The organism is Streptococcus sp. 32226D021BW (genome assembly GCF_053545015.1).
In genome coordinates this window covers 1-24717 of the sequence record NZ_JBPPVC010000013.1, presented here as the reverse complement: position 1 = coordinate 24717, position 24717 = coordinate 1, and the positions used below count along the sequence as shown (strand labels likewise).

The 24717-nt window shown below is 36.3% G+C and carries 24 protein-coding genes and 1 pseudogene; 15 read left to right on the top strand and 10 right to left on the bottom strand.

What is annotated here, in order from left to right:
- Window positions 1-42: 42 nt before the first annotated feature.
- From ACEE44_RS08435 to ACEE44_RS08410, 6 genes are all read right to left on the bottom strand, one after another.
- Window positions 43-1677 carry a recombinase family protein gene (locus ACEE44_RS08435; RefSeq protein WP_449171907.1) on the bottom strand — a complete coding sequence of 545 codons (1635 nt, stop codon included), beginning with the start codon at window positions 1675-1677 and terminating at the stop codon, window positions 43-45.
- Between the two features lie 63 nt (window positions 1678-1740).
- Window positions 1741-1893: a hypothetical protein gene (locus ACEE44_RS08430; protein ID WP_003454418.1), complete on the bottom strand. Its 153-nt coding sequence runs from the start codon at window positions 1891-1893 to the stop codon at window positions 1741-1743.
- Between the two features lie 5 nt (window positions 1894-1898).
- Window positions 1899-2822, bottom strand: coding sequence for a phage major capsid protein (locus ACEE44_RS08425; protein ID WP_003454223.1), 924 nt, complete (start codon window positions 2820-2822; stop codon window positions 1899-1901).
- 12 nt (window positions 2823-2834) lie between these two features.
- On the bottom strand, window positions 2835-3140 hold the full coding sequence (locus tag ACEE44_RS08420) for a hypothetical protein (RefSeq protein WP_449171906.1): 306 nt from the start codon (window positions 3138-3140) through the stop codon (window positions 2835-2837).
- 12 nt (window positions 3141-3152) lie between these two features.
- A complete protein-coding gene (locus tag ACEE44_RS08415) occupies window positions 3153-3389 on the bottom strand; it encodes a hypothetical protein (RefSeq protein WP_042260410.1) in 237 nt (78 codons plus the stop codon).
- A gap of 231 nt (window positions 3390-3620) precedes the next feature.
- Window positions 3621-5891: a phage/plasmid primase, P4 family gene (locus ACEE44_RS08410; RefSeq protein WP_003454426.1), complete on the bottom strand. Its 2271-nt coding sequence runs from the start codon at window positions 5889-5891 to the stop codon at window positions 3621-3623.
- Between the two features lie 444 nt (window positions 5892-6335).
- Between ACEE44_RS08410 and ACEE44_RS08405 the strand changes: the two genes are divergently transcribed.
- Genes ACEE44_RS08405 through tet(44) form a run of 3 tightly spaced genes read left to right on the top strand, consistent with a single transcriptional unit; the run spans window position 6336 to window position 9087 of the window.
- Complete coding sequence (locus ACEE44_RS08405) at window positions 6336-6575, top strand: VOC family protein (protein WP_449171905.1); 240 nt, start codon at window positions 6336-6338, stop codon at window positions 6573-6575.
- A gap of 12 nt (window positions 6576-6587) precedes the next feature.
- Window positions 6588-7115, top strand: a complete 528-nt coding sequence (locus ACEE44_RS08400; RefSeq protein ID WP_118549566.1) for a PadR family transcriptional regulator — start codon at window positions 6588-6590, stop codon at window positions 7113-7115.
- Window positions 7116-7164: 49 nt separating this feature from the next.
- On the top strand, window positions 7165-9087 hold the full coding sequence (tet(44), locus tag ACEE44_RS08395) for a tetracycline resistance ribosomal protection protein Tet(44) (RefSeq protein WP_449171904.1): 1923 nt from the start codon (window positions 7165-7167) through the stop codon (window positions 9085-9087).
- Window positions 9088-9540: 453 nt separating this feature from the next.
- Here the strand turns inward: tet(44) and ACEE44_RS08390 are convergent.
- A pseudogene (locus ACEE44_RS08390) lies at window positions 9541-10633 on the bottom strand (IS30 family transposase).
- 133 nt (window positions 10634-10766) lie between these two features.
- Here ACEE44_RS08390 and ACEE44_RS08385 point away from each other — a divergent pair.
- Entirely contained in the window at window positions 10767-11330 is a 564-nt protein-coding gene (locus tag ACEE44_RS08385) for a restriction endonuclease subunit S (RefSeq protein ID WP_164810278.1), read from the top strand.
- Window positions 11251-11823, top strand: coding sequence for a restriction endonuclease subunit S (locus tag ACEE44_RS08380; RefSeq protein ID WP_164810277.1), 573 nt, complete (start codon window positions 11251-11253; stop codon window positions 11821-11823). Before ACEE44_RS08385 ends, ACEE44_RS08380 begins: the two co-directional genes overlap by 80 nt.
- A gap of 68 nt (window positions 11824-11891) precedes the next feature.
- On the opposite strand, the gene ACEE44_RS08375 is transcribed toward ACEE44_RS08380, so the two are convergent.
- Complete coding sequence (locus tag ACEE44_RS08375; protein ID WP_044776026.1) at window positions 11892-12182, bottom strand: hypothetical protein; 291 nt, start codon at window positions 12180-12182, stop codon at window positions 11892-11894.
- Window positions 12183-12796: 614 nt separating this feature from the next.
- On the opposite strand from ACEE44_RS08375, the gene groES reads away from it, so the two are divergent.
- The 5 genes from groES (at window position 12797) to fusA (ending at window position 18326) form a co-directional block, all read left to right on the top strand.
- Complete coding sequence (gene groES, locus ACEE44_RS08370) at window positions 12797-13078, top strand: co-chaperone GroES (RefSeq protein WP_014637330.1); 282 nt, start codon at window positions 12797-12799, stop codon at window positions 13076-13078.
- 91 nt (window positions 13079-13169) lie between these two features.
- Entirely contained in the window at window positions 13170-14792 is a 1623-nt protein-coding gene (gene groL / locus ACEE44_RS08365) for a chaperonin GroEL (RefSeq protein WP_172019940.1), read from the top strand.
- Window positions 14793-15022: 230 nt separating this feature from the next.
- The gene (rpsL, locus tag ACEE44_RS08360) at window positions 15023-15436 is read left to right on the top strand and encodes a 30S ribosomal protein S12 (protein ID WP_002940030.1); all 414 of its coding nucleotides are present in this window, start codon (window positions 15023-15025) and stop codon (window positions 15434-15436) included.
- Between the two features lie 16 nt (window positions 15437-15452).
- A complete protein-coding gene (gene rpsG, locus ACEE44_RS08355; protein WP_002940031.1) occupies window positions 15453-15923 on the top strand; it encodes a 30S ribosomal protein S7 in 471 nt (156 codons plus the stop codon).
- A 321-nt stretch (window positions 15924-16244) separates the two neighbouring features.
- Window positions 16245-18326, top strand: coding sequence for an elongation factor G (gene fusA / locus ACEE44_RS08350; RefSeq protein WP_032510536.1), 2082 nt, complete (start codon window positions 16245-16247; stop codon window positions 18324-18326).
- On the opposite strand, the gene ACEE44_RS08345 is transcribed toward fusA, so the two are convergent.
- Window positions 18323-18445: a hypothetical protein gene (locus ACEE44_RS08345; RefSeq protein WP_449171903.1), complete on the bottom strand. Its 123-nt coding sequence runs from the start codon at window positions 18443-18445 to the stop codon at window positions 18323-18325. The two genes, fusA and ACEE44_RS08345, sit on opposite strands and share 4 nt — an antisense overlap.
- Window positions 18446-18557: 112 nt before the next feature.
- A complete protein-coding gene (locus ACEE44_RS08340) occupies window positions 18558-19721 on the bottom strand; it encodes a glycerophosphodiester phosphodiesterase family protein (RefSeq protein WP_449171902.1) in 1164 nt (387 codons plus the stop codon).
- A gap of 271 nt (window positions 19722-19992) precedes the next feature.
- Here ACEE44_RS08340 and gap point away from each other — a divergent pair, with 271 nt between their 5' ends.
- From gap to ACEE44_RS08315, 5 genes are all read left to right on the top strand, one after another.
- The gene (gene gap / locus ACEE44_RS08335) at window positions 19993-21003 is read left to right on the top strand and encodes a type I glyceraldehyde-3-phosphate dehydrogenase (RefSeq protein ID WP_449171901.1); all 1011 of its coding nucleotides are present in this window, start codon (window positions 19993-19995) and stop codon (window positions 21001-21003) included.
- 151 nt (window positions 21004-21154) lie between these two features.
- Window positions 21155-22276 (top strand): hypothetical protein, encoded by a 1122-nt coding sequence (locus ACEE44_RS08330; RefSeq protein ID WP_449171900.1) that lies wholly within the window; start codon window positions 21155-21157, stop codon window positions 22274-22276.
- 7 nt (window positions 22277-22283) lie between these two features.
- Window positions 22284-22871, top strand: a complete 588-nt coding sequence (locus ACEE44_RS08325) for a hypothetical protein (RefSeq protein WP_449171899.1) — start codon at window positions 22284-22286, stop codon at window positions 22869-22871.
- 2 nt (window positions 22872-22873) lie between these two features.
- Window positions 22874-23224 (top strand): hypothetical protein, encoded by a 351-nt coding sequence (locus tag ACEE44_RS08320; protein WP_332413235.1) that lies wholly within the window; start codon window positions 22874-22876, stop codon window positions 23222-23224.
- A gap of 192 nt (window positions 23225-23416) precedes the next feature.
- A complete protein-coding gene (locus tag ACEE44_RS08315) occupies window positions 23417-24616 on the top strand; it encodes a phosphoglycerate kinase (protein ID WP_002938510.1) in 1200 nt (399 codons plus the stop codon).
- The last annotated feature ends 101 nt before the right edge of the window (window positions 24617-24717 follow it).

The window sequence follows — 24717 nt, the reverse complement described above, 5'->3', positions numbered from 1 at the left end:
GATTTATTCCTTTTAAAATTAACGGCATAATCGTTTAATTGGTTATGCCGTTTTTTCTATGTCTAAAATTCCAATGTAATTCCAATATATCCATATAGTTTGTTTTTTTGTTCGAGTTCCCTCGATCTTTTCGGGTTTTTCTACAATAATTTTATCCACAAACATTCTGATAATTTCTGGAGTTAACTTGTTGATAGTTGTGTGTTCTCTAACTTGTTTAAGAAAAGCAGTGGTGTTTAAAGTAGTTTGTTCAGTGTCGTGTATTATCTTTTCGAGCATTGTTGCTTTCTTCTCTAGTTCACATTGTTCTGTTTCATAATTACTAGATAACTTCTGAAACCTATCTTCTGAAAGTTTTCCTTCAACCATATCTTCATAAAGTCTTTGAATTATCGTATCTAGTTTATTGATACGTTCTTTAACATGAACAAGGTCTTTTTTGCTTTCTTTAAGTGATTTATTGAGTTCATTTTGTGTTTTTGATTGTACTAGTTTTACAAAATCATCTTCATATTGCCTTGCATACTCTGTAATTTTTTTAAGTTCATGTAGTAAAAGTTCTTCTACCTGAACATTTTTTATTTGGTGAGAAGTACACAAACCTTTATGTTTTCGATAACTTGCACAAACAAAATATTCTTTCTCATGTTCCCATCCCTTACCTCTAACTTGATAGAGTTTTGCACCACAATCAGCACAATACAACATTCCAGATAAAGTAGGCATTTCTCCTAGATTATTTCTAACTCGTCTACCTTGACGTATGCGTTGTACAATATCAAATGTTTCTTGATCAATAATCGCCTCATGTGTATTTTCAAAAATCTGCCATTTTTCTTTTGGATTCTCTAATTTTTTCTTTGATTTATAGGACTTTTTATATGTTTTAAAATTAACAGTATGACCTAGATATTCCATTTTTTCTAAGATAAGCGAAATTGTTTTAGGTTGCCAATTTCCTTTTATCTCAGATAATGGCGAAGATACATTAATTCCTAATTTATCAAAATGTTCTGTTGGTGTTGGAATCCCTTCTTTGATAAGTTCAGATGCGATTTGACTTGGACCATAACCTTGAACACAAAGTTGAAATATTTTTTTGACAACTTTAGAGGCTTCTTCATCAATAACCCATTTATATTTATCTTCCTTATCTTTTAAATAACCATAAGGAGGTATAGTCGCCAGTGGTTTACCACTTTCACCTTTAGCTTTAAAAACAGCACGTATTTTCTTACTAGTATCCTTGGCATAAAATTCATTGATGATATTGATAAATGGTGTTAAGTCATTTTCAGTGCTTTCATTACTATCAATACCATTGTTTATTGCGATGAATCTAATATCTGCTTCTGGAAAAACAATATCCGTATAATAACCGACTCGAAGGTAATCTCTCCCTAGACGGCTCATGTCTTTAACGATAATGCATCCGATTTTTCCTTCATCAATGAGAGATTGAAGTCTACTCCAATCTGGACGATTAAAATTAGTTCCTGAATAACCATCATCAATAAAGAACTCTAAATTTGTAAAGTTATTATCTCGGGCATATTTTTCCAACATCATTTTCTGATTTAAGATAGAATTGCTAGTTCCTTGAAGTTCATCATCTCGGGATAGACGACAATATAAGGCTGTAATTTTACTAGAAGACTGTATATTTAATTGTTTCATTTTTTCCTCCTTTCGGACAGTCTTCAAGCGGTACTCACATATTCCCGTACTATCCCTCAATTATCAAGTTTTTATTTTGTTTTCAAGTATCTTTTTAATGATAAGTTTTATGGGCTGTTTAGCATCTGTACTTTCAAGTGATTTTACAGTAAAAATCGTGTTGCCAACTTGCTTAACATATTCTTTTATAGGGGGATTTCTTTCTTTTATTTTCATATGTGTTATCCCTCTATTTTAAGTACTTTAATCGCATCACGATTGGTTAGTAGAGCATCTAAAGTTAAATAGCCTAAGTAACCTGTTTGGTCTTTTAAATACAGTAATTCTTTAAGTACCTTTACTGTTGGTGCGAATCGTTCTAAAATCCAAAGATATGAAAAATCGCCAAAAGCAATTGGATAAGTAGCATTATCCATCGCATTAACTATCACCACAGGTTTGCCAAAGAGAGTGTCTTCCGTCCACAGATAATTGCCAAGACTATCTTTAAGTAAGCGAAGTTTAAGAAAAGTATCATCACTCATAATCCACGTACCGTTAACACGATATTCAGATTTTACAGAAGTGTATAATTGTAAAATAGCATCCATCGTTAATGTGCTAGATGTATGCCCAACTTTAGCACCTCTCGTTTCGTCAAGTAATCCTATTGGTTGATTGATACCATCACCATGAATAAACGCTTTACATTCTTCATGTGAAAAAGTTTTTGCGAAAGTTTTTAAGATATAATCCTCTAAATCAAAAGAGTGATCTTCTTTTAGACTAGTCGATACTTGAATAAAAGAAGCGAGTTGGTGGCTACTAATTTTAGTTTGCTTTGTATCTAATGGTGCTATGCCTTCATTGATTGGATAACCATTTTCATCTGTCCAGACGGTTTTAGGTTCAGATATATAATGAAGGAGCATATAATGACTCTTATCTAAAGTCATCGTTGTCGCAATTTGTCTTAGTGGATTTAACTCGTGTAGTTTTTCTCTTAACTTTTCTACACTTTTTGTTGGCATAACAAATGTGCCCAGTAGCGGTATTTTAGTTTGCTTTGGTAGGTTTAATTCCGTTGCATTATTTGGAACACGTAAATAATTCCAAAAATCTGTATGAAATTGTGGTGATTTAGTCATTAATTCTGTATCTAACATTTTTTATTCCTCCTATTGATTACATTTTGGACAGTAATACCATGAATGGTCATGTCCGTTTGATCCTAGTCGATTGATTTTTAATGTTGTATGACACTTAGGACACTCAATATCAAAAACCATAGGCTGTTGAAGTGTTGTATATTTTTTGGTATGAAATTGATAGAAAATATTTACACCACCTTTATCATTTCTAATAAAATAATCGCTAAGATAATAGTTTTCTCTTCTAGCAATCATCTCATCAGGCATAAAACTTTTTTTAGCATGTAATACTTTCCCATTTTTATGGTTAATAAATAACCCAATATTAGTCATATGTTTTCTCCTTTAATGTGATTTCGTGATGTTATTAAAAGCATTAACCGCATCTTCGTATGATAAAAAATACGCATTATATCCATTTTTCATGACGATACAATATCTTTTAGGCGAATTACTTCGGCTTTCCACTAACACAATCTGTCCTAATCGAGGATGTATTTTTACTTTCAAGCCGATATATTCATTATTACTAAAGTCCGATGCACTTAGCTTTAATGGCTCAATACTGCCATAAATTCTCATAAAATTTCCTCCGTTTGATTTTTTCTATTACCCTTTTGATTTCGCTCTTTTTGTGCGTGCGGGTGGGCACCCGTTATCCACTGTATGGGGTGCAGAGATTTCACGCCCCCTAGGTCTACACACTCATAAAACCACCTCCTTTAATATGGGGCAGTGTGGCAAGTAAATATCCTATTTTTCTATAGAGAGTATTATTCTTAAATTGACTATATTTATCTGCCACATTGCCACTTATAAAAAATCAGATACTAACCTAGCACCTACAAGCAGTGTGGTTTTGTTTCCACCGCCTTTAGGTCGCTTGCGAACAATCGAAAATTGACTCGATAATGATTGTTTAAAGTTCTTCATGCTTTCAGCAAATTGACCATTCTCTAGACACCATTGTTTATAGCGATAGTAGATATCTGATGTCTTTTCTTCAAAGCCACCAAGTTCTAAACAGTCTTCGATAAAAAGTTTTATCTTGTCGTTATCATGTTCATACTGATGGGTTGCTTCTTTCACAACTTTAGGAACAGATAAGCCTTCACGCTGTAATGCGTCATAACCTTGAATGAGCCAATTTAGAATGGCACTTTTAACAGGTTCACTTGTAAATTGTTGTTTCAAGGTAATATCACGCATCTCTTCATTAAAGTGTTTGTCAAAAGGAATAATCCATATTCGATCACTTTTAAAAATGGTTAAGTCTGTAACCGATGGTAGATAGTTAGTATTGATGTATAACTTGAATTGGGGTTTAAAATCAAAACTATTCTCATGTAGAAATCGAGCATTCAACGTATCGTTCCCTGTCATACTTTTCACTTGAGCAACATTTAGCACTAAGCCTTTTTGTGGTTCTGATATATTGACAAAGCGAACGCCTGCAAGTCTAGCAACATCTTCACTAGGGCCTTGAGAGTTATTTTGTTTCAGTGCAATTGTTTCTGAGCGTGCTGTGCAAGCATACGTCCCTAAAAGATTTAAAATCGTTTCACAGAGTGTTCCTTTACCATTTCGTGTGGTGACACCATATAGTATAAAAAGACATTCATGCCTTGTATCACCACTTAGTCCATAACCTAATATCTTTTGTAGAAATGATGACTTTTCGTTATCACCGGTCATAATTTCATCAATAAAAGAATTGAATCGATGACTTTTAGCTTGAGGCTCATAAGATACATTGGCTTTCTTAGTTAATAAATCTTTACTTTGATGGGGATAAAAGCATTTATTTTTCAAATGGTATGTGCCATTTAAACAATTCAACATATAAATATCTTTATCGAAATCTGATACTTTTATTGGGTGATAAACTTGAGCATCTTTCAGGATAGATACTCGATAACTATGAGATTGCCATTTAGAACTAAACCTTTGGAATGTTTTACGCTTATCTTCATCTGTAATATCGATGGCGCATAGGTAAATAAGGTTTGCGAGTTCCATGACTGATTTCATGGCTACTATGTTTCCTGTATCTTTTTGCCAAATACCGTCTTGATAGATAAACCAACTTTTTCTTTCAGGCACATAGCGTAAAATTTCTTGATAGAAATCAGCGAATAGTTTTCCAGCACCGATATCATTCCAGGCATACATATTTCCTAGTGGAAAGTTAAAGTCGTGTTTTAATCTTGTTAGCTCATCGTTAAATTCATCTAAGTTAATGGGCTTATAGACTGAAGTTAGAGAATTGACTGCTTTTTCAATGGTTAAATTGCCATAGGTATCATTTCCATGGATTTCATCCCATTTTTCCCTAAATAAAGATGAGTTTCTAAAGAGTCTGTCGATTTGGTTTTTATCTCCACCACAGTAAAAAGCTAGAATTGAACAAAGAGCTAAGTCTGCTTCGCTATGAGAAGAACAGTTTGAAATATCTCCAGACCATAAAGACTTAAATTTATCTGCATTTTTAGCAGAACTTGCTTTTTGAATTACAGATGCATCACTTAGGTAACTTTGTGCTTGTATAGTTTTAGAAGTTCTTTTTTCACGCTTAAGGTGTGTTGTAAGAAGCCACGTTAGTGCATCCGTACACACGTTAATGTCTCCTTCTTGATAAATATTTTCTGTCACCGTGACAAAACGATTGGTGTAACCTCCCACATAAACCTCAACATTTTTTCCTTTCATCTTGTACTGGGTTGTATCGTACTGAAAAGAATCGTTCATTAAACAGAATAGTCGTAGTCCTTTACCACTAGGGCTATATTCGATGTAACTATTAGGAAAATGATTAACAATGTCTTGACCTAAGGTTGTTAATTTACCGTCAACAACACAGTTATCGATATCTATCGCAACGAGATTTTTATCTACTCGAACACCTAAACCGTCATAATTTTTTCTAAACGGTAATACAATCTCATACGATAAAAAGTCAGATGGATTTTTGACAGAGACTGCTTTTTTTGTGATTGGGTTATAAGGGACTTTTCTTGGTTTACCTTCTCCGACATCCAAATATTTCCATACGCACCATGTCATATTTTCTTTTAAATAATTCATGTTTTACCTCCTCGATAGATATAGGACATTTTTTCTAGGTTTAAGTACTAAAAATTTTTATCCTCTAATAAGTAGCCACGAGAAAGGATTGAATCGGACGTTTTATAAAAATTTTTTTACGCTAATCCTTTTACACGATATAAAGGACAATTTTGTTTGAATTAAGTACAAAAAAATACAGCCTGAATGACAGTCTTTTTTGTACGACAGGCAGTTATACAAATAGATTAGTTCAGTGCAACTAATCTATTTTTTTATTATATATTGACTTTCAATGATAACTACTATAAAATATAGTAGTGTAGTTTATAGCAAAGAGGAGAACATTAAATATATGAAAAATTATGACAACTATTTTCTTCCTGTAGATAATATGGAAGAAGCAAAAAGATATTATGAGGAAATATTGGGGTTAAAAAGAAATTTGATTTCTCTAATAAGGGAATGGTTGCTTATAATATTGGAAATGAAGAACCTGCAATAATTTTAAAAGACAAAAATAAATTTGAGAATTTAAAGCCTACAATATGGTTTGAAGTAGAAGATGTTGCAATCTTCTATAAAGAAATGTTGAATAATGGTATAAAATTTTTGAGTGAGCCTTTTAAAATTGGAACTGGTAATGCAGTCGAGTTTGAAGATCCATTTGGAAATAGACTTGGCGTTACAGATTATATTAAGTAAGGAGTAGAGATTATGTCAAATATAGATTTGGTATTATTAGGACTTATTAAACAAAAATCACAAAGTGCTTATGATATTAAAAAAAATATAGAATATCGTAATATACCAAGATGGGTAAAAATTAGTGAACAGTCTATTTATAAGAAAGTATTACAATTAGAATCAAAAGAATATATTGTTAGCCATAAAGAGAAAGAGGGAAATATGCCAGATAAAGCAATATATACTATTACTAACAAAGGTAATGATTATTTTAATAAACTTATGAATGATATTTCAAATTCTGATGTTAGTCTATATTTGGATTTTAATATTATTATCACGAATTTAGATTTAGTAGATGATGAACAAAAAAAGATTCTTGTTTCTAATATAAAATCAAAGATATTAGAATTAAAAGAATTACTAAATGAAAGACAATCTCATAGACAACATATTCCTAATGTTGGAAAACAAATGTTTAAACAACAATTAGCATTAGTAGAAACATTAGAAAAGTGGATAATTGATTTTGAGAATAGTTTAAAAGAACAAAATTAGTAAATATTGATTTTAAGTTAAAAGATAAATTTGTAGGGAGGGAAATTCCATGAAAATAATCAACATTGGTATTCTTGCTCATGTAGATGCAGGAAAGACAACTTTAACGGAAAGTCTGCTTTATACAAGTGGAGCGATTTTAGAATTAGGCAGTGTAGATAAGGGAACAACAAGGACAGATACTATGTTTTTAGAACGTCAGCGTGGAATCACAATTCAGGCAGCAGTTACTTCTTTTAATTGGAATGACTACAAAATCAATATTGTAGATACTCCTGGACATACAGATTTTATAACAGAAGTGTATCGTTCCTTATCTGTTCTTGATGGAGCTATTTTAGTAATTTCTGCTAAAGATGGTGTACAAGCACAAACCCGAATACTATTCCATGCACTTCAAAAAATGAATATACCAACAATTATTTTTATAAATAAAATAGATCAGTATGGAATTAACTTAAATAATATTTATCAAAATATCAAAGAAAAACTTTCAAATGATATTATTGTTATGCAAAATGTAACATTAACTCCAGAAATATCAATTAAAAATATCATTGATTTAGATGATTGGGATCCTGTAATTTCCAAAAATGATAAACTTTTAGAAAAATATATTGTAGGAGAAAAATTGACTATACAAGAATTAACGTATGAAGAATCTAGGTGTGTTAAAAAAGGTTCGTTGTTTCCTATATACCATGGAAGTGCTAGAAATAATATAGGGACTCAACAACTCATCGAAGCTATTTCAAATCTTTTTTGTTCTGAAATGAATGAGAATGATTCAGAACTATGTGGAAGAGTTTTTAAAATTGAATATACAGACCATAAGCAAAGATTAGTTTATTTGCGTCTTTACAGTGGAACATTACACTTACGAGATACAATTATATTGCCATCGAAAAAGAAAGTGAAACTTACAGAAATATATATTCCTTCAAATGGGGAAATGATACAGACAAAAATAGTTTGTTCTGGAGATATTTTTATTATACCTAACAATACATTAAGATTGAACGATATTATAGGAAATGAAAAGATTTTGCCATGCAATGTATGGAATGACAAGACTGTACCAATACTACGAACAAGAATTGAACCGATAAAAATAGAAGAGAGAGAAAAATTATTGGATGCTCTTACAGAAATTGCAGATACTGATCCTCTTTTACGTTATTATGTTGATACGATAACACATGAAATCGTCATTTCTTTTTTAGGAACAGTGCAGTTAGAAGTTATCTGTTCTCTGTTGATTGAAAAATATCACATAAACATAAGAATCGAAGATCCAACCGTAATTTATTTGGAAAAGCCATTACAAAAGGCAGATTATACTATTCATATTGAAGTACCACCAAATCCATTTTGGGCATCAATTGGATTATCAATAACTCCACTTCCAATTGGAAGTGGAATACAGTACGAAAGCAAAGTTTCACTCGGTTATTTAAATCAAAGTTTCCAAAATGCAGTAAGAGAAGGTATTAATTATGGACTGGAGCAAGGTTTGTATGGTTGGAAAGTAACAGATTGTAAAATATGTTTTGAATATGGTGTTTATTATAGCCCTGTTAGTACTCCCTCGGATTTTCGCTTTCTTGCCCCAATTGTACTTGAACAAACATTGAAAAAAGCGGGAACGCAATTATTAGAGCCATATTTTTCGTTTATACTTTTTACACCACAGGGATACTTTTCTCGTGCATATAATGATGCACAAAAACATTGTGCAATAATTGAAACAAGTCAATCAAAAAATGATGAAGTTATTTTTACAGGACATATTCCTGTACGTTGTATTAATGAATATCGTAATACTTTAACTCTATATACAAATGGGCAAGCAGTTTTTTTGACAGAATTAAAAGATTATCAAATTGCTACTTGTGAACCAGTTATTCAATCACGTAGACCAAATAATCGAATAGATAAAGTACGCCATATGTTTAATAAAAAAGAAAATTAAGTTACTATTCGCTAAATTACAATTTGTTAAGTAGTTGATGATATGGATAAGTATTTAGAAATCAAAAAGATTTTTGTACTGTTTAGATGTGATTATGATAGAGAAAGGATGCTAATACAATTTGGTCTGTAAGCTATGATATTAAAAATAATAGCATTTATAGGATTGATGGAAATCCAAAAAGGAAAAAATATAAAATAGATACAAGGTTAAATTTAAAGAATAATTTTATGTTTAAGGTAAATCTAAGGCAATAGAAAATTTACTTTTTTCTGTTTGAAAATTTCAAGTTTAAGTTAGCCACTCATAGCTAACTTAATCATTTATCTTAAATTACATATTTCATCTATCTAGTAGTGGTTTGATGACGAGAGTTGATATGATAGTCTGGATTGACCGACTGGCGCTGCCTGTCGGTCCCATTCGTTAATTCATATCAACCGAAGCTCGTTGTCAAATCGCTACGTTATTTTTTAGTCCTAATCGTTTCATTTCTTTCAACATCAAACTGTGAGGTGTCTGGTAGTTTAATATTTTCCTTGGAAATTGATTCATCCATCTTTGTATTCTAAGCAATTCTTCTTTTGTGATATCCTTCAATGAAGCCCCTTTCGGCAAAAACCTTCGGATTATCTTATGTAAATTTTCACTTGTCCCTCGCTCCCATGAGGCATAGGGATGAGCAAAATATACGTCTACTTCATCTGCTAAGTATTCCGATAACGATGCAAATTCAGACCCATTATCAGCTGTTATCGTTTGAAACAGTTTCTTAAACACTTCAGGATTAGTAGTATACAGCTCCTCTATCGCTTCTTCGATGTCTTTTACTGTTTTTCCATTCGCTTTTAATAAGACTTCAAACCTAGTTTTTCGTTCGACCAAAGTCACGATGACAGGTTCATTTTTATTCTTCTTCCCAATTACTGTATCAATTTCCCAATGACCAAATGTCGTTCGACTGTCTACCTCAACTGGACGTTCATTAATTGACTTTCCGAGTATCCGTTTGTTGCTTTTCGTTCTTTGATTCTTTGTGTTGTTCTTACGCGATACCTTTTCGAGTAAATCGATGTTGCGTGTTTTTAATATCTGACGATCAATCCAATGATATAAGGTGGTTGTGCAGGGGATAAGAAAACGGTCGAATAAGCCCTCGATTCTTGCAGTGTTTACAACGACATCCGGAGACCACTTGTGTTTTAAAATCTTTTCATCTGCCCATTTAATAAATTGATCAGAAATCATCCACTTTGGTTTGCGTCCACACTTAAGTCGTTGCTTATCGTAACGAACTTGACCTGTATCAGCGAAATATTTTGATTCATAATAGGTGTATTCCTTTTTTAATTGTTTTAATGACACGCTTTTGTTGTGTAGTGCCACGTTTCACCTCATTGTGGATTGTTTGTGGTGCTCTTCCTAAGATTTTCGCGATTCTACGATTCGAGTAGCCCTCACTCTTTAGAACTTCAATTTTTGTTCGTTCATTAAACGTCAGATGTTTGCCTTTAACAGTAATTGTGCTATTATTTTTATATGCCAAGTAAATTCATGCCCTTCATTCTAGTGTGGTAACTTAATGATAACATGATTTTACTTGGTTTTTTATTTTTCATTGGGTGGCTAACTTCATTATAAAATTCACCATTCATTAATTTTAAATTTAGGGGATACAGATGAATAAAATAGATACTAGAAATTGGAAAGAATTTGATATGAGTGAATTATTTGATATTCGTCCTACGAAAAATCATAATCTAACTAACAAAGAATTAATGCAGGAAGATGGAGAAAATCCCGTCATAGTAAATTCAAGTTACGATAATGGTGTCGGAGGATTTACTCACTATGATATAACAGAAAAAGGGAATGTTATTACCTTTAGCGACACAACAACTTCTGACAGCATTTTTTATCAACCTAATGATTTTGTTGGATATTCACATGTTCAAGTATTGAAACCACTACAATATACAGAACAATGGACAAGAGAAAGTTTATTATTTTTTACAGTTGTATTTAAGAAAAAATCTTCATTAATGAATTATGATTATGTAAATAAGTTTACACGAAATGATGCGTTAAAGTTAAAAATAAAATTACCCGTAACAAACGATGGTAAACCTGATTTTGAATATATGGAAAACTTCATAAAACGGCTTGAAACTAGAGAGAGAGAGTACAAGCGATGTTTCAAGGTATTTAAAAAAGGTAAAATTAAAAAAAGTAGATACAATTAAATGGAAAGATTTTAGAATTGATGACTTGTTTAATATTGTTAGACCAAGTAGTAGAAGTGTAAAAAAATATGAAGATGGTAATGTACCTTTTGTATCATCAGGAAATTTTAATAATGGTGTTGATAGTTATAAAATTCCGTTTAATCACGAGAAATTAGATAAAGGTAATTGTATTACTGTTAGTCCTGTTGATGGAAGTTCGTTTTATCAAGAATTAGACTTTTTAGGAAGAGGTGGCGGTGGATCTTCTATAATTTTGCTATATAATGAAAATCTTAATAAATTAAATGGGTTATTTATAGCGTCTGTTATAAATAAAACATTAAAACGATTGTATGATTATAGTGATATGGGAAGTTCCGAAACTATAAAAAAAGAAAAAATAAAACTACCTGTAACAAACGATGGGATCCCAGATTGGGCATATATGGAGGATTATATTTTAAAAATAAGAAGTGAATGTTATAGAAAACTCGTTTATATGAAATATTAATTGAACGTTTTATCGTAAATGGATAATGGATGTCATATTAAGACTGGTACAAACATGTATCAGTCTTTTTACTTGTTCTTCTCTGATTTTATTGTTCTTACCGCCTGATTAAAAATCGTTAAAACTGTCTCTGATTGACAAAAAATCTCGAATTCTTCACTGGTTAAGTTTCCTTTTGTTAAGTCCCATAATTGATCATGTACTTGATTTGTACAAGTTAAAGCACATTCAGCAATATCTAATATTTGCCATGCTTTACTAATTTTTCTATCCTTTGCAAATTCAATTGCTTTGTTAGAAAAGTTGATACCTGCTCTAGTTTCAACTTGTAATCTTTCTAATAAATCTTGTTTCGTCATGTATATATCCCCTTTAATTTTCCTTACACTATATATCACTCTAAACACAGATAAAGTCAAGTAATAAAAAAAGATACAGACTAAATAAAATCTGTATCTTCTTAACCGCTTTTGAATGTCCGTCTTAGTTAATCCCTAATTGAACGCTCCAAAAGTTGGCGTTTTTTGCTATTCATTTTCTATATTTCCACCATTCTACTAGCATAACAATCAGTGACAATAGGATGACCCCATAAAAGAAAAAGATGATGTAATGAGGGTGGGAAAAGAGCAGCCACCAGACTAGCCAGAGTAGATATGCGAATATCATTTTCCCCCAAAAGCCTAATTTACGCTTTAAAAACCATTCTGCAAAACTTTCGTAGGCTGAAAATCGGCTTTCAAGGTAATCTGTTTTTAAATCTCTAAAAAATTTCATAAATCCCCTTTACTTTTTAATAATAGTATAGCATAGTTTTGCTATAATTGACAGGTTTTTGTTTCCTCAATCTTGCGACGGATTTTAGGAAAATTAAAATAGAATTCTCTTGACTATTTTTGACCAAGTGATACAATAGGAAATGTGAATTAGCACTCGCATACAAAGAGTGCTAAAAAGACCAGGAGGTAATACCATGTTGAAACCATTGGGCGATCGTATCGTCGTAAAAATTGAAGAAAAAGAACAAACAGTTGGTGGTTTTGTCCTTGCAGGTGCAAGCCAAGAAAAGACAAAAGAAGCAAGTGTCCTAGCGATTGGACAAGGGATTCGTACCTTGAACGGAGATCTGGTTGCTCCTGCTGTGGCAGTTGGTGACACAGTGTTGATTGATGCTCATGCAGGCTTGGAAGTCAAAGACGGTGACCAGACCGTTCACATCATTCGTGAAGCTGATATTTTAGCAATCGTTGAATAAGAAACTTATAGAAAAGGATTTGAACCCGCTTGTGGAATTGTAAGAAATGTGAAATAGGATTTTTTATTGATTTAGGCGGGAGGGTATAATTATGGCAAAAGAAATTAAATTTGCAGCAGATGCACGCGAGAGCATGGTCCGTGGTGTTGATATTTTGGCTGATACAGTCAAAGTAACCTTGGGTCCAAAAGGTCGCAATGTTGTCTTGGAAAAGGCTTATGGCTCACCACTCATTACAAATGATGGTGTAACCATTGCCAAAGAAATTGAATTGGAAGACCATTTTGAAAATATGGGTGCTAAGTTGGTATCCGAAGTGGCATCAAAAACCAATGACATTGCTGGTGACGGTACAACAACTGCTACTGTATTGACCCAGGCTATCGTACGTGAAGGCTTGAAAAACGTAACAGCAGGTGCCAACCCAATCGGAATTCGTCGTGGGATTGAAGCAGCAGTTGCGACTGCGGTTGAAGCCTTGAAAGCACAAGCAAGTCCTGTATCCAATAAAGCTGAAATTGCTCAAGTTGCAGCGGTATCTTCACGATCTGAAAAAGTGGGTGAATACATTTCCGAAGCCATGGAGCGCGTGGGAACAGACGGCGTAATCACTATCGAAGAATCTCGCGGTATGGAAACTGAGTTGGATGTGGTTGAAGGTATGCAATTCGACCGTGGTTATCTGTCACAATACATGGTAACAGATAATGAAAAGATGGTAGCTGAACTTGAAAATCCATTCATCTTGATTACAGATAAGAAAATTTCTCATATTCAGGATATTTTGCCACTCTTGGAAAGCATTCTTCAGACCAACCGTCCGCTTTTGATTATTGCTGACGATGTGGATGGTGAAGCACTTCCTACCCTTGTTCTCAATAAGATTCGTGGTACTTTCAACGTTGTTGCTGTTAAGGCGCCAGGCTTTGGCGACCGTCGTAAAGCTATGTTGGAAGACATCGCAATCTTGACAGGTGGTACAGTTATTACAGAAGACCTTGGTTTGGACTTGAAAGACGCGACTATTGAAGCCCTTGGTCAAGCTGCCAAGGTTGTGGTTGACAAGGATGGTACAACTATTGTTGAAGGTGCTGGCAATCCAGAAGCCATTGCCAACCGTGTCGCCGTAATCAAGTCACAAATTGAGGGAACAACTTCAGAATTTGATCGTGAAAAATTACAAGAGCGTTTGGCAAAATTGTCTGGCGGTGTTGCGGTTATCAAAGTAGGTGCCGCAACGGAAACTGAGTTGAAAGAAATGAAGCTCCGTATCGAAGATGCCCTCAATGCAACACGTGCAGCAGTTGAAGAAGGAATCGTTGCTGGTGGTGGTACAGCTCTTGTCAATGTTATTGATAGCGTAGCCAAGCTTGAATTGACCGGTGATGATGAAACAGGACGCAATATTGTCCTGCGCGCCTTGGAAGAACCAGTGCGCCAGATTGCCTATAACGCAGGCTATGAAGGTTCAGTTATCATTGATAAATTGAAGAATTCTGAGCTTGGAACAGGCTTTAATGCTGCGACAGGTGAGTGGGTGAATATGATTGAGGCAGGAATTATTGACCCTGTTAAAGTTACTCGTTCTGCTCTTCAAAATGCGGCTTCCGTAGCCAGCTTGATTTTGACAACGGAAGCAGTTGTTGCCAACAAACCAGAACCATCGACTCCAGCTATGCCACAAGGTATGGACGGAATGGGTATGGGCTATTAGAAAATACAGAAATGACACAGCTGAAGGGCTGTGTTTTTTCTTGGAAATTTCAAACATATCTATTTGACAAGGTCTTCTAGCTGTGGTATCATATTAGACGGTACTTTTTACTTTTGGTCTCTCAAGAGTGTACAGGGACGTGCTGACAATTGTTGCAAAAGTACACACAGATAGGGGTTGTCACCAATGCCTTATCACCAAAAATAAAAAATATATACAGGAGAATGTAGATGCCTACAATTAACCAGTTGGTACGTAAACCACGTAAGTCTAAAGTAGAAAAATCTAAATCACCAGCTTTGAACGTTGGTTACAACAGCCGTAAAAAAGTTCAAACAAACGTTTCATCACCACAAAAACGCGGTGTTGCAACTCGTGTCGGAACAATGACACCTAAAAAACCTAACTCTGCCCTTCGTAAATTCGCTCGTGTACGTTTGAGCAACCTTATCGAAGTTACTGCTTACATCCCAGGTATCGGTCACAACTTGCAAGAGCACAGCGTTGTTCTTCTTCGTGGTGGACGTGTAAAGGACCTTCCAGGGGTACGTTACCATATCGTTCGTGGTGCACTTGATACTGCAGGTGTTAACGATCGTAAGCAAGGCCGTTCTAAATACGGTACTAAACGTCCAAAAGGCTAAGAAGGGGGAAATATAAATGAGTCGTAAAAATCAAGCGCCTAAGCGCGAAGTATTGCCAGATCCATTGTATAACTCAAAATTGGTAACTCGTTTAATCAACCGTGTTATGTTGGACGGTAAACGTGGTACTGCTGCATCAATCGTTTACGGTGCCTTTGATCAAATCAAAGAAGCAACCGGTAACGATGCACTTGAAGTATTTGAAACAGCAATGGAAAACATCATGCCTGTACTTGAAGTACGTGCACGTCGTGTCGGTGGTTCTAACTACCAAGTTCCAGTTGAAGTTCGTCCAGAGCGTCGTACAACACTTGGTCTTCGTTGGTTGGTAACAATCGCTCGTAACCGTGGTGAGCACACTATGATCGATCGCCTTGCGAAAGAAATCATGGATGCAGCAAACAACACAGGTGCAGCTGTTAAGAAACGTGAAGATACTCACAAAATGGCAGAAGCAAACCGCGCATTCGCACACTTCCGCTGGTAAGATTAAGATACCAAGGACGAGCGTACAGGTGAAAAATAGGAAGGTGACGCTGGTTGTTTACAACCAAGGAAGCTTATCTTTTTTCACTGGCAGTACGCCGGCCGGGTTCAATTAAGATGTGAGGGCGTTAAGTCAGTTCTATATAAATCGATTGAGATTATAGTACAAACTTCTCGTTCCAACATCACAAATCGGATTGAGGCTTGCCTCATCCACTTCACACCATTAGTAAGAAATCAAGCGGGTGGGATTTGCCCACTCGCTTTTCTTAAAATATGGTATAATAAAGTATAAAACTAAAATTATAGGAGAACAAACCTCATGGCACGCGAATTTTCATTAGAAAAAACTCGTAATATCGGTATCATGGCGCACGTTGACGCTGGTAAAACAACGACAACTGAGCGTATTCTTTACTACACTGGTAAAATCCACAAAATCGGTGAAACTCACGAAGGTGCATCACAAATGGACTGGATGGAGCAAGAGCAAGAGCGTGGTATCACAATCACATCTGCTGCAACAACAGCTCAATGGAACAACCACCGTGTAAACATCATCGACACACCAGGACACGTGGACTTCACAATCGAAGTACAACGTTCACTTCGCGTTCTTGATGGTGCGGTAACCGTTCTTGACTCACAATCAGGTGTTGAGCCACAAACTGAAACAGTATGGCGTCAAGCAACTGAATACGGTGTTCCTCGTATCGTATTCGCAAACAAAATGGATAAAATCGGTGCTGACTTCCTTTACTCAGTAAGCACACTTCATGAGCGTCTTCAAGCAAATGCTCATCCAATCCAATTGCCAATCGGTTCAGAAGACGAGTTCCGTGGTATCATTGACTTGATCAAGATGAAAGCTGAAATCTATACTAACGACCTTGGTACAGATATTCTTGAAGAAGATATCCCAGCTGAATACCTTGAGCAAGCTCAAGAATACCGTGAAAAATTGGTTGAAGCAGTTGCTGAAACTGATGAAGAATTGATGATGAAATACCTTGAAGGTGAAGAAATCACAAACGAAGAATTGAAAGCTGCTATCCGTAAAGCAACTATCAACGTTGAATTCTTCCCAGTATTGTGTGGTTCAGCCTTCAAGAACAAAGGTGTTCAATTGATGCTTGATGCGGTTATTGACTACCTTCCAAGCCCTGTTGATATCCCTGCTATCAAAGGTATCAACCCAGATACAGATGCTGAAGAAGAGCGTCATGCTTCTGATGAAGAGCCATTTGCAGCTCTTGCCTTCAAAATCATGACTGACCCATTCGTAGGTCGTTTGACATTCTTCCGTGTCTACTCAGGTGTCCTTAACAGCGGTTCATACGTAATGAACACTTCTAAAGGTAAACGTGAGCGTATCGGACGTATCCTTCAAATGCACGCAAACAGTCGTCAAGAAATTGAAACTGTTTACGCTGGTGACATCGCCGCTGCGGTTGGTTTGAAAGATACTACAACTGGTGACTCATTGACAGATGAAAAAGCAAAAGTAATCCTTGAGTCAATCCACGTTCCAGAACCAGTTATCCAATTGATGGTTGAGCCTAAGTCTAAAGCTGACCAAGACAAGATGGGTATTGCCCTTTCTAAGTTGGCTGAAGAAGATCCAACATTCCGCGTTGAAACAAACGTTGAAACTGGTGAAACAGTTATCTCAGGTATGGGTGAGTTGCACTTGGATGTCCTTGTTGACCGTATGCGTCGTGAATTCAAGGTTGAAGCAAACGTAGGTGCTCCTCAAGTATCTTACCGTGAAACATTCCGCGCTTCTACTCAAGCACGTGGTTTCTTCAAACGCCAGTCTGGTGGTAAAGGTCAATTCGGTGACGTTTGGATCGAATTCACACCAAACGAAGAAGGAAAAGGTTTCGAATTCGAGAACGCTATCGTCGGTGGTGTGGTTCCACGTGAATTCATCCCAGCTGTTGAAAAAGGTCTCGTAGAATCTATGGCCAACGGTGTTCTTGCTGGTTACCCAATCGTTGACGTTAAAGCGAAGCTTTATGATGGTTCATACCACGATGTCGACTCATCTGAAACAGCCTTCAAAGTGGCGGCATCTCTTGCCCTTAAAGAAGCTGCTAAATCAGCTCAACCAACTATCCTTGAGCCAATGATGCTTGTAACCATCACTGCACCAGAAGACAACCTTGGTGACGTTATGGGTCACGTTACTGCACGTCGTGGTCGCGTTGACGGTATGGAAGCTCGTGGTAACACACAAATCGTTCGTGCTTATGTACCACTTGCTGAAATGTTCGGTTACGCAACTGTTCTTCGTTCAGCAACTCAAGGTCGCGGTACTTTCATGATGGTATTTGACCACTACGAAGATGTACCAAAATCTGTACAAGATGAAATCATCAAGAAAAACGGCGGCAACGCTTAATTGATTGCCCAAGCCTGCTCGAAAGAGCGGGCTTTTTTCATACCTTCTATCTCTCTTTCATCAAGAACAAAATGAAAACCACCAGTTAAACTGGTGGCTGCCAAGGTGTTGCAGTTCACTAAAAATCACCTCCAACAGTCTAGGGCTGAACTGTGGCACGTGGAAGTCGGACAAACCAAGTGGAAAGCAAATAATCAAGTAGACGTTTTCCCGTCCCTATTAGATATAAAATCATTGTTCTTGGATGGGGAATATTTTAAAGTATTGTAATTGTTCTTGATACAGTTTTATGTATTTGTTGGCTTGTGAAAGGCTGGATAATACTGTTTGTGTACGAGTTGGGTAGTCGGTGATGATACCATCTACTTCTAAGGAGTCTGCTTGTTGCACTCCTTCTGGAGTATTGACAGTCCATACGTAGAAAGATTTTCCCGATTTGCGAATATAATTAAGTAAATCATCAGTAAGTTGATCCAAGGGAACACTATAGCCAGTCAGGTTAGGTAATTCAATTTCCGGAGGTGCACTCATCAATAAGTAGGTTTCAAATTTTGGAGCATACTTTAGAATAGCGTTTATGAAATGAGGATCAGCAGACTGAAGTTGATGCCCCTCATTTTCAAAGCTTGCTTGGTATTTCTTCATAAAATTGTCTACCATTTGGGAACTATCTTGTGCAGAAGTTTTAAAATCAATTAAGAGTTGCTGATTTTGTGCCCTAGCTTCGGTTAGAATTTGGTCAAAACTTGCAATTTTGGCAGAGTAGCCAGCCGCATCTGTTATGATGGTTTCTGTTAGGTTTGCCAAAGTAAGATCATGGGGACGATAGTCTACACCAGCCCAATTGATTAAACTTGCATCGTGAAAAGCAATAAACTCTAGGTCAGCTGTTTCCCAAAGGTCGATTTCGATGTAGTCTGGCTGGCTCTTACTTGCTAATTGCAGTGCTTCAACGGTATTTTCAATAGCGTGGTGGTCGTTTAAAGCGCGATGAGAAATAATGAGTGGTGCTTTGGGGGTATGAAAGGAGGCTTCATATCGGGCTAATAAGAAGACCGGCACAACTGGAAGGAAGATGAAAAGGAGTGAAGAAGGCTTCCACCAAGTAAATTTTTCGTTAAAGAGTATTTTCCACCAGAACCACAAGGTAAGTGTGAGCGCAAGGACTAAACTACTGTAAAGAAAAGCGAAAAATAGGCTATAGTTCATTTGCACATGACTGGGAAAAATAGTAGAGATGACTGGCTGGATGGATATGCTGATTGTATTTAATACATACCATAATCCTAAACTGAATAAAGGAGTGAGTATGCTGAGGATGGATTTTTGAAATTTAGACCGATGTTTTCTTTTGGATAAGTGTTTCTGGCGGATTTTTGAGTATTTTGTCGGCATAGGAGTAATAACTTTCTAAAACATTACTTATGATTGTATCAAATTTTATAGGTTTTATCCAATTGCATCAGTAAGTTTTCAGAAATTCCATGCAGTTCCGACAATATTAACAATGAAACTATATGAAATTCTTGCTTTTTTATTGAATAAGTTATATAATAAAAACGTTGAAAAGATGCTTGTAGGCTTACAAGTTAATATTTTCACAAAAGGATTAAAAGGCTTGCCTTTTAAAATAAAGAACTCGATTTTCATAAGGAGGAAATCATTCATGGTAGTTAAAGTTGGTATTAACGGTTTCGGACGTATCGGTCGTCTTGCTTTCCGTCGTATCCAAAACGTAGAAGGTGTTGAAGTTACTCGTATCAACGACCTTACAGACCCAGTAATGCTTGCACACTTGTTGAAATACGACACAACTCAAGGTCGTTTCGACGGTACTGTTGAAGTTAAAGACGGTGGTTTCGAAGTTAACGGTAAATTCGTTAAAGTTTCTGCTGAGCGTGAGCCAGGAAAAATTGACTGGGCTGCTGACGGCGTAGAAATCGTTCTTGAAGCAACTGGTTTCTTCACTTCAAAAACTGCTGCTGAGCAACACATCCACGAAAATGGTGCTAAGAAAGTTGTTATCACTGCTCCTGGTGGTAACGATGTTAAGACTATCGTTTTCAACACTAACCACGATATCCTTGATGGTACTGAAACAGTTATCTCAGGTGCTTCATGTACTACAAACTGTTTGGCACCAATGGCTAAAGCTCTTCACGATGCATTTGGCGTTCAAAAAGGTTTGATGACTACAATCCACGGTTACACTGGTGACCAAATGGTTCTTGACGGACCACACCGTGGTGGTGACCTTCGTCGTGCTCGTGCTGCTGCTGCGAACATCGTTCCTAACTCAACTGGTGCTGCTAAAGCTATCGGCTTGGTAATCCCAGAATTGAACGGTAAACTTGACGGTGCTGCACAACGTGTTCCAGTTCCAACAGGTTCTGTAACTGAATTGGTTGCAACTCTTAACAAGAAAGTTACTACTGAAGAAGTAAACGCTGCTATGAAAGCTGCTGCTACTGAATCATACGGTTACACTGAAGATCAAATCGTTTCTTCAGATATCGTAGGTATCTCATTCGGTTCATTGTTCGATGCAACTCAAACTAAAGTTCTTGACGTTGATGGTGAGCAATTGGTTAAAGTTGTTTCATGGTACGACAACGAAATGTCTTATACTGCACAACTTGTTCGTACTCTTGAGTACTTCGCAAAAATCGCTAAATAATCCTTAGTGAAAATCAAAGAGGCTTCGGCCTCTTTTTTTTACACAAAGAACACATATAACTATGTTTTGTGCAAAAAAGCTTGTTATACTATGCATAACAAGTATTGACTTACCAGTCAATACTTAATCTAAGAGTAACATGGAGAAAGTTATGAAAAAATTTCTAAACCTACCCCCTAAGTTCATTCGCTTTGTTTTCTTACTTGTTGCGGTGTTGGCTTGCCTATCATTTGCTTATTCACGATATGAAAATTGTCGGTTAACTCCACGTATCAGTGAGGAAGTGAAAAATGCTCCCTTAAAGATTGATACTAGTTCAGTAGTATTAGAAGATGGTAAGTCCTATCGACTACCGAGAAACATTGCTAATTTAGTAGGTGTTTATACAGGGCTTGAGAATGGGCATGAAGTTCAAGTAAGAGTTAATCCTGACGGTACTTATGAAATAATTAGTAAGGGGGAGCGGCTTACTGAAACATATTTGGATAAGAATGGAGAGCTTCGCTATAAGCAGGAAGAAACGGTTGGATTAGAAATAGGTATTCTTGTAGAGGAGCATGGTTATGTTCGATTTTATCGGTATAAAGATACTATAGATGATGATACGCTGATGGGGCTAGAGATATTATCAAATGGCTTATATATAGATAGTGATGGTAAAGTTGATCTTTTAAAATCCATGTTCCAGAAGCTTCGGAGAGAAGCAGTTTTCCGCCATAATGAATATGTTCCGCAAGATGTGCTGACGATTGATGAAACAAATGTAGTGTTTACTCCTAATTTTTTACTGTTTGACAAGGAGAAACTGGTTAGCTATTCCTATTATCATGCACATAGTTTTAGAGATGGTCCCTTTAAGACAAGTTATACGCCAAAATCTGAATTCACAAAATCCAAAGATGTTTATGACATTTGGGAACAACCGATTGAGAAATGGGCAATTGAGGAAGTCTTGATAGAGGAAGTCACCTTATCCGACTTTTTACAAATGTATGGCTCGAGTATTCGGAAAACAGCTAAGGCGCTGTGGCAGATTGCTAATCAGACAATTAAAGAGCCTACAGATGCAGAGTTGGAGACTTATATTAAAGAAAACGGTCGAGCATTAACGGATGAGGAATTGGCTCATATCAAGAAGAAGTATGGAGTGGAGTTTGATGTTTCGTTTGGTATTGAGAATAAGGGATATTTTACGACCATAAATGTTTTCGGCTGGTCTGAGGATACTGGTTTTGACGAATTTGGGCTCCTGAAGGAGAATGGGAGGTTTTAGGAAACATATGTTATCAATAGCATCAGATATTGTCACGATTATTGGAGGTCTGACCATTGTAGGAAGTCTTTATCAGTATCTAAAAGCAAAAAGTTTTGAGAAAGAAGTATCTTTTCTGGAAATCATTGACAGTTTTAATTCTTCTATTGAAGTGATTGAAGAAAAACTAGAGCTAATTGAGGGATGGAATGATTATATTCTATATGAGGAAGGTCCGGAGGTATTTGATAAACAATTAAATCAATTACGGATGCAGGAAAGTCGTTCTCAAAAGAATATGCTTTATTTGGATCTACTAAAGACACTTTTTACCTATTCAGGTTCAATGCCTTTGCATGATATTTTTGAAAGCAATCCGTATATTGTCGGAGAATTGGTAGAGTTGCTTGTTCAAAAATCCGAGTCTCTTCTGTCTGACTATAAGACAGAACAGATAGTCAGGTTTCGAAAGTATTGTTTGCAACTATCGGACGACTACCTTTCTATTCATAGAGGTGATCTAGAAGAAGAGGATGTTATGAGATATAAGGAGTTACACTTAGATATTCTCGAAGATATAAAACGTTGTTTAGAAACTTATTTAAAGGAGAAATAATTATGAAAAAGTATTTATCGGCTACAGTATTGGTTTTGGGAACCCTTTTCTTGGTTGCTTGCAGTAAGGCTGAGGAAGTTGTTGTAGAAACTATTAATAATGTAGATGGACGTTACATTGCCAATGCCTATGGTTTCGAGCTCGACTTTGAAATCGATGGTGAAACCATTACAGGCGAGGCTAGTATAGGTATTGTGGATAGTGACATTACTGGCAGTGTAGATTTGCAGGGGCAAGAGATAGATATCGATCTTTCAGAGAGCAAATCGATTTCAGGGACCTATGAAAAATTAGAAAATGGAGATTTAGAGGTCGATTTTTCAGGGAAGATGATTGTATTTGAAAAGCAGTAGTCGCTATCTAAGGTGGAGCAGGACAAGAGTTTTAGGATGAGGAGGACGGAACTGCTAACCAAGAGGCTTCGGCCTCTTTTTTTATTATTCGTTCTTTTTGTAGATTTGTGAAAAAACTATCTTTATGAGAGAAAAAATACAGAAAATATGGTACAATGGTAGGGTAAATTTAAATTAAGGAGTTCTTATCTAATGGCAAAATTGACTGTTAAAGATGTAGAATTGAAAGGCAAAAAAGTTCTTGTCCGTGTGGACTTCAACGTGCCTTTGAAAGATGGCGTTATCACTAACGATAACCGTATTACAGCAGCTCTTCCAACTATCAAGTATATTCTTGAGCAAGGTGGACGTGCAATTCTTTTCTCTCACCTTGGTCGTGTGAAGGAAGAAGCTGATAAAGAAGGTAAATCATTGGCTCCTGTAGCAGCTGATTTGGCAGCTAAATTGGGTCAGGAGGTTGCTTTCATTGCTGGCGCTACTCGTGGTGCTGAATTGGAAGCAGCTATCAATGCTTTGGAAGATGGACAAGTTCTCCTTGTTGAAAACACTCGTTTCGAAGATGTTGATGGTAAGAAAGAATCTAAAAACGACGAAGAACTTGGTAAATACTGGGCTTCACTTGGTGATGGTATCTTCGTTAACGACGCGTTTGGTACTGCACACCGTGCGCACGCATCAAACGTTGGTATCTCAGCAAACGTAGAAAAAGCTGTAGCTGGTTTCCTTTTGGAAAACGAAATTGCTTACATCCAAGAAGCTGTTGAAACTCCAGAGCGTCCATTCGTGGCAATCCTTGGTGGTTCAAAAGTATCTGATAAGATCGGTGTTATCGAAAACCTTCTCGAAAAAGCTGACAAAGTTCTTATCGGTGGTGGTATGACGTACACATTCTACAAAGCTCAAGGTATCGAAATCGGTAACTCACTTGTAGAAGAAGACAAGCTTGATGTGGCAAAAGCACTTCTTGAAAAAGCTAACGGTAAATTGATCTTGCCAGTTGACTCAAAAGAAGCTAACGCATTTGCTGGCTACACTGAAGTTCGCGATACAGAAGGCGAAGCAGTTTCAGAAGGCTTCCTTGGTCTTGACATCGGTCCTAAGTCAATTGCTAAGTTTGACGAAGCTTTGACTGGTGCGAAAACAGTTGTTTGGAACGGACCTATGGGTGTATTTGAAAACCCAGACTTCCAAGCGGGGACAATCGGTGTAATGGATGCTATCGTGAAGCAACCAGGCGTGAAATCAATCATCGGTGGTGGTGACTCAGCAGCAGCAGCTATCAACCTTGGCCGTGCAGACAAGTTCTCATGGATTTCAACAGGTGGTGGTGCATCTATGGAACTCCTTGAAGGTAAAGTCCTTCCAGGTCTTGCGGCATTGACTGAAAAGTAAAAACTTGCGACGAAAAGAGTTGGATTTCTGAACTGCACCCCAAAAGTTAGACACAAAATCTAACGATTGGGGTGTTTTTCTTATGAAATTAAGTTATGAAG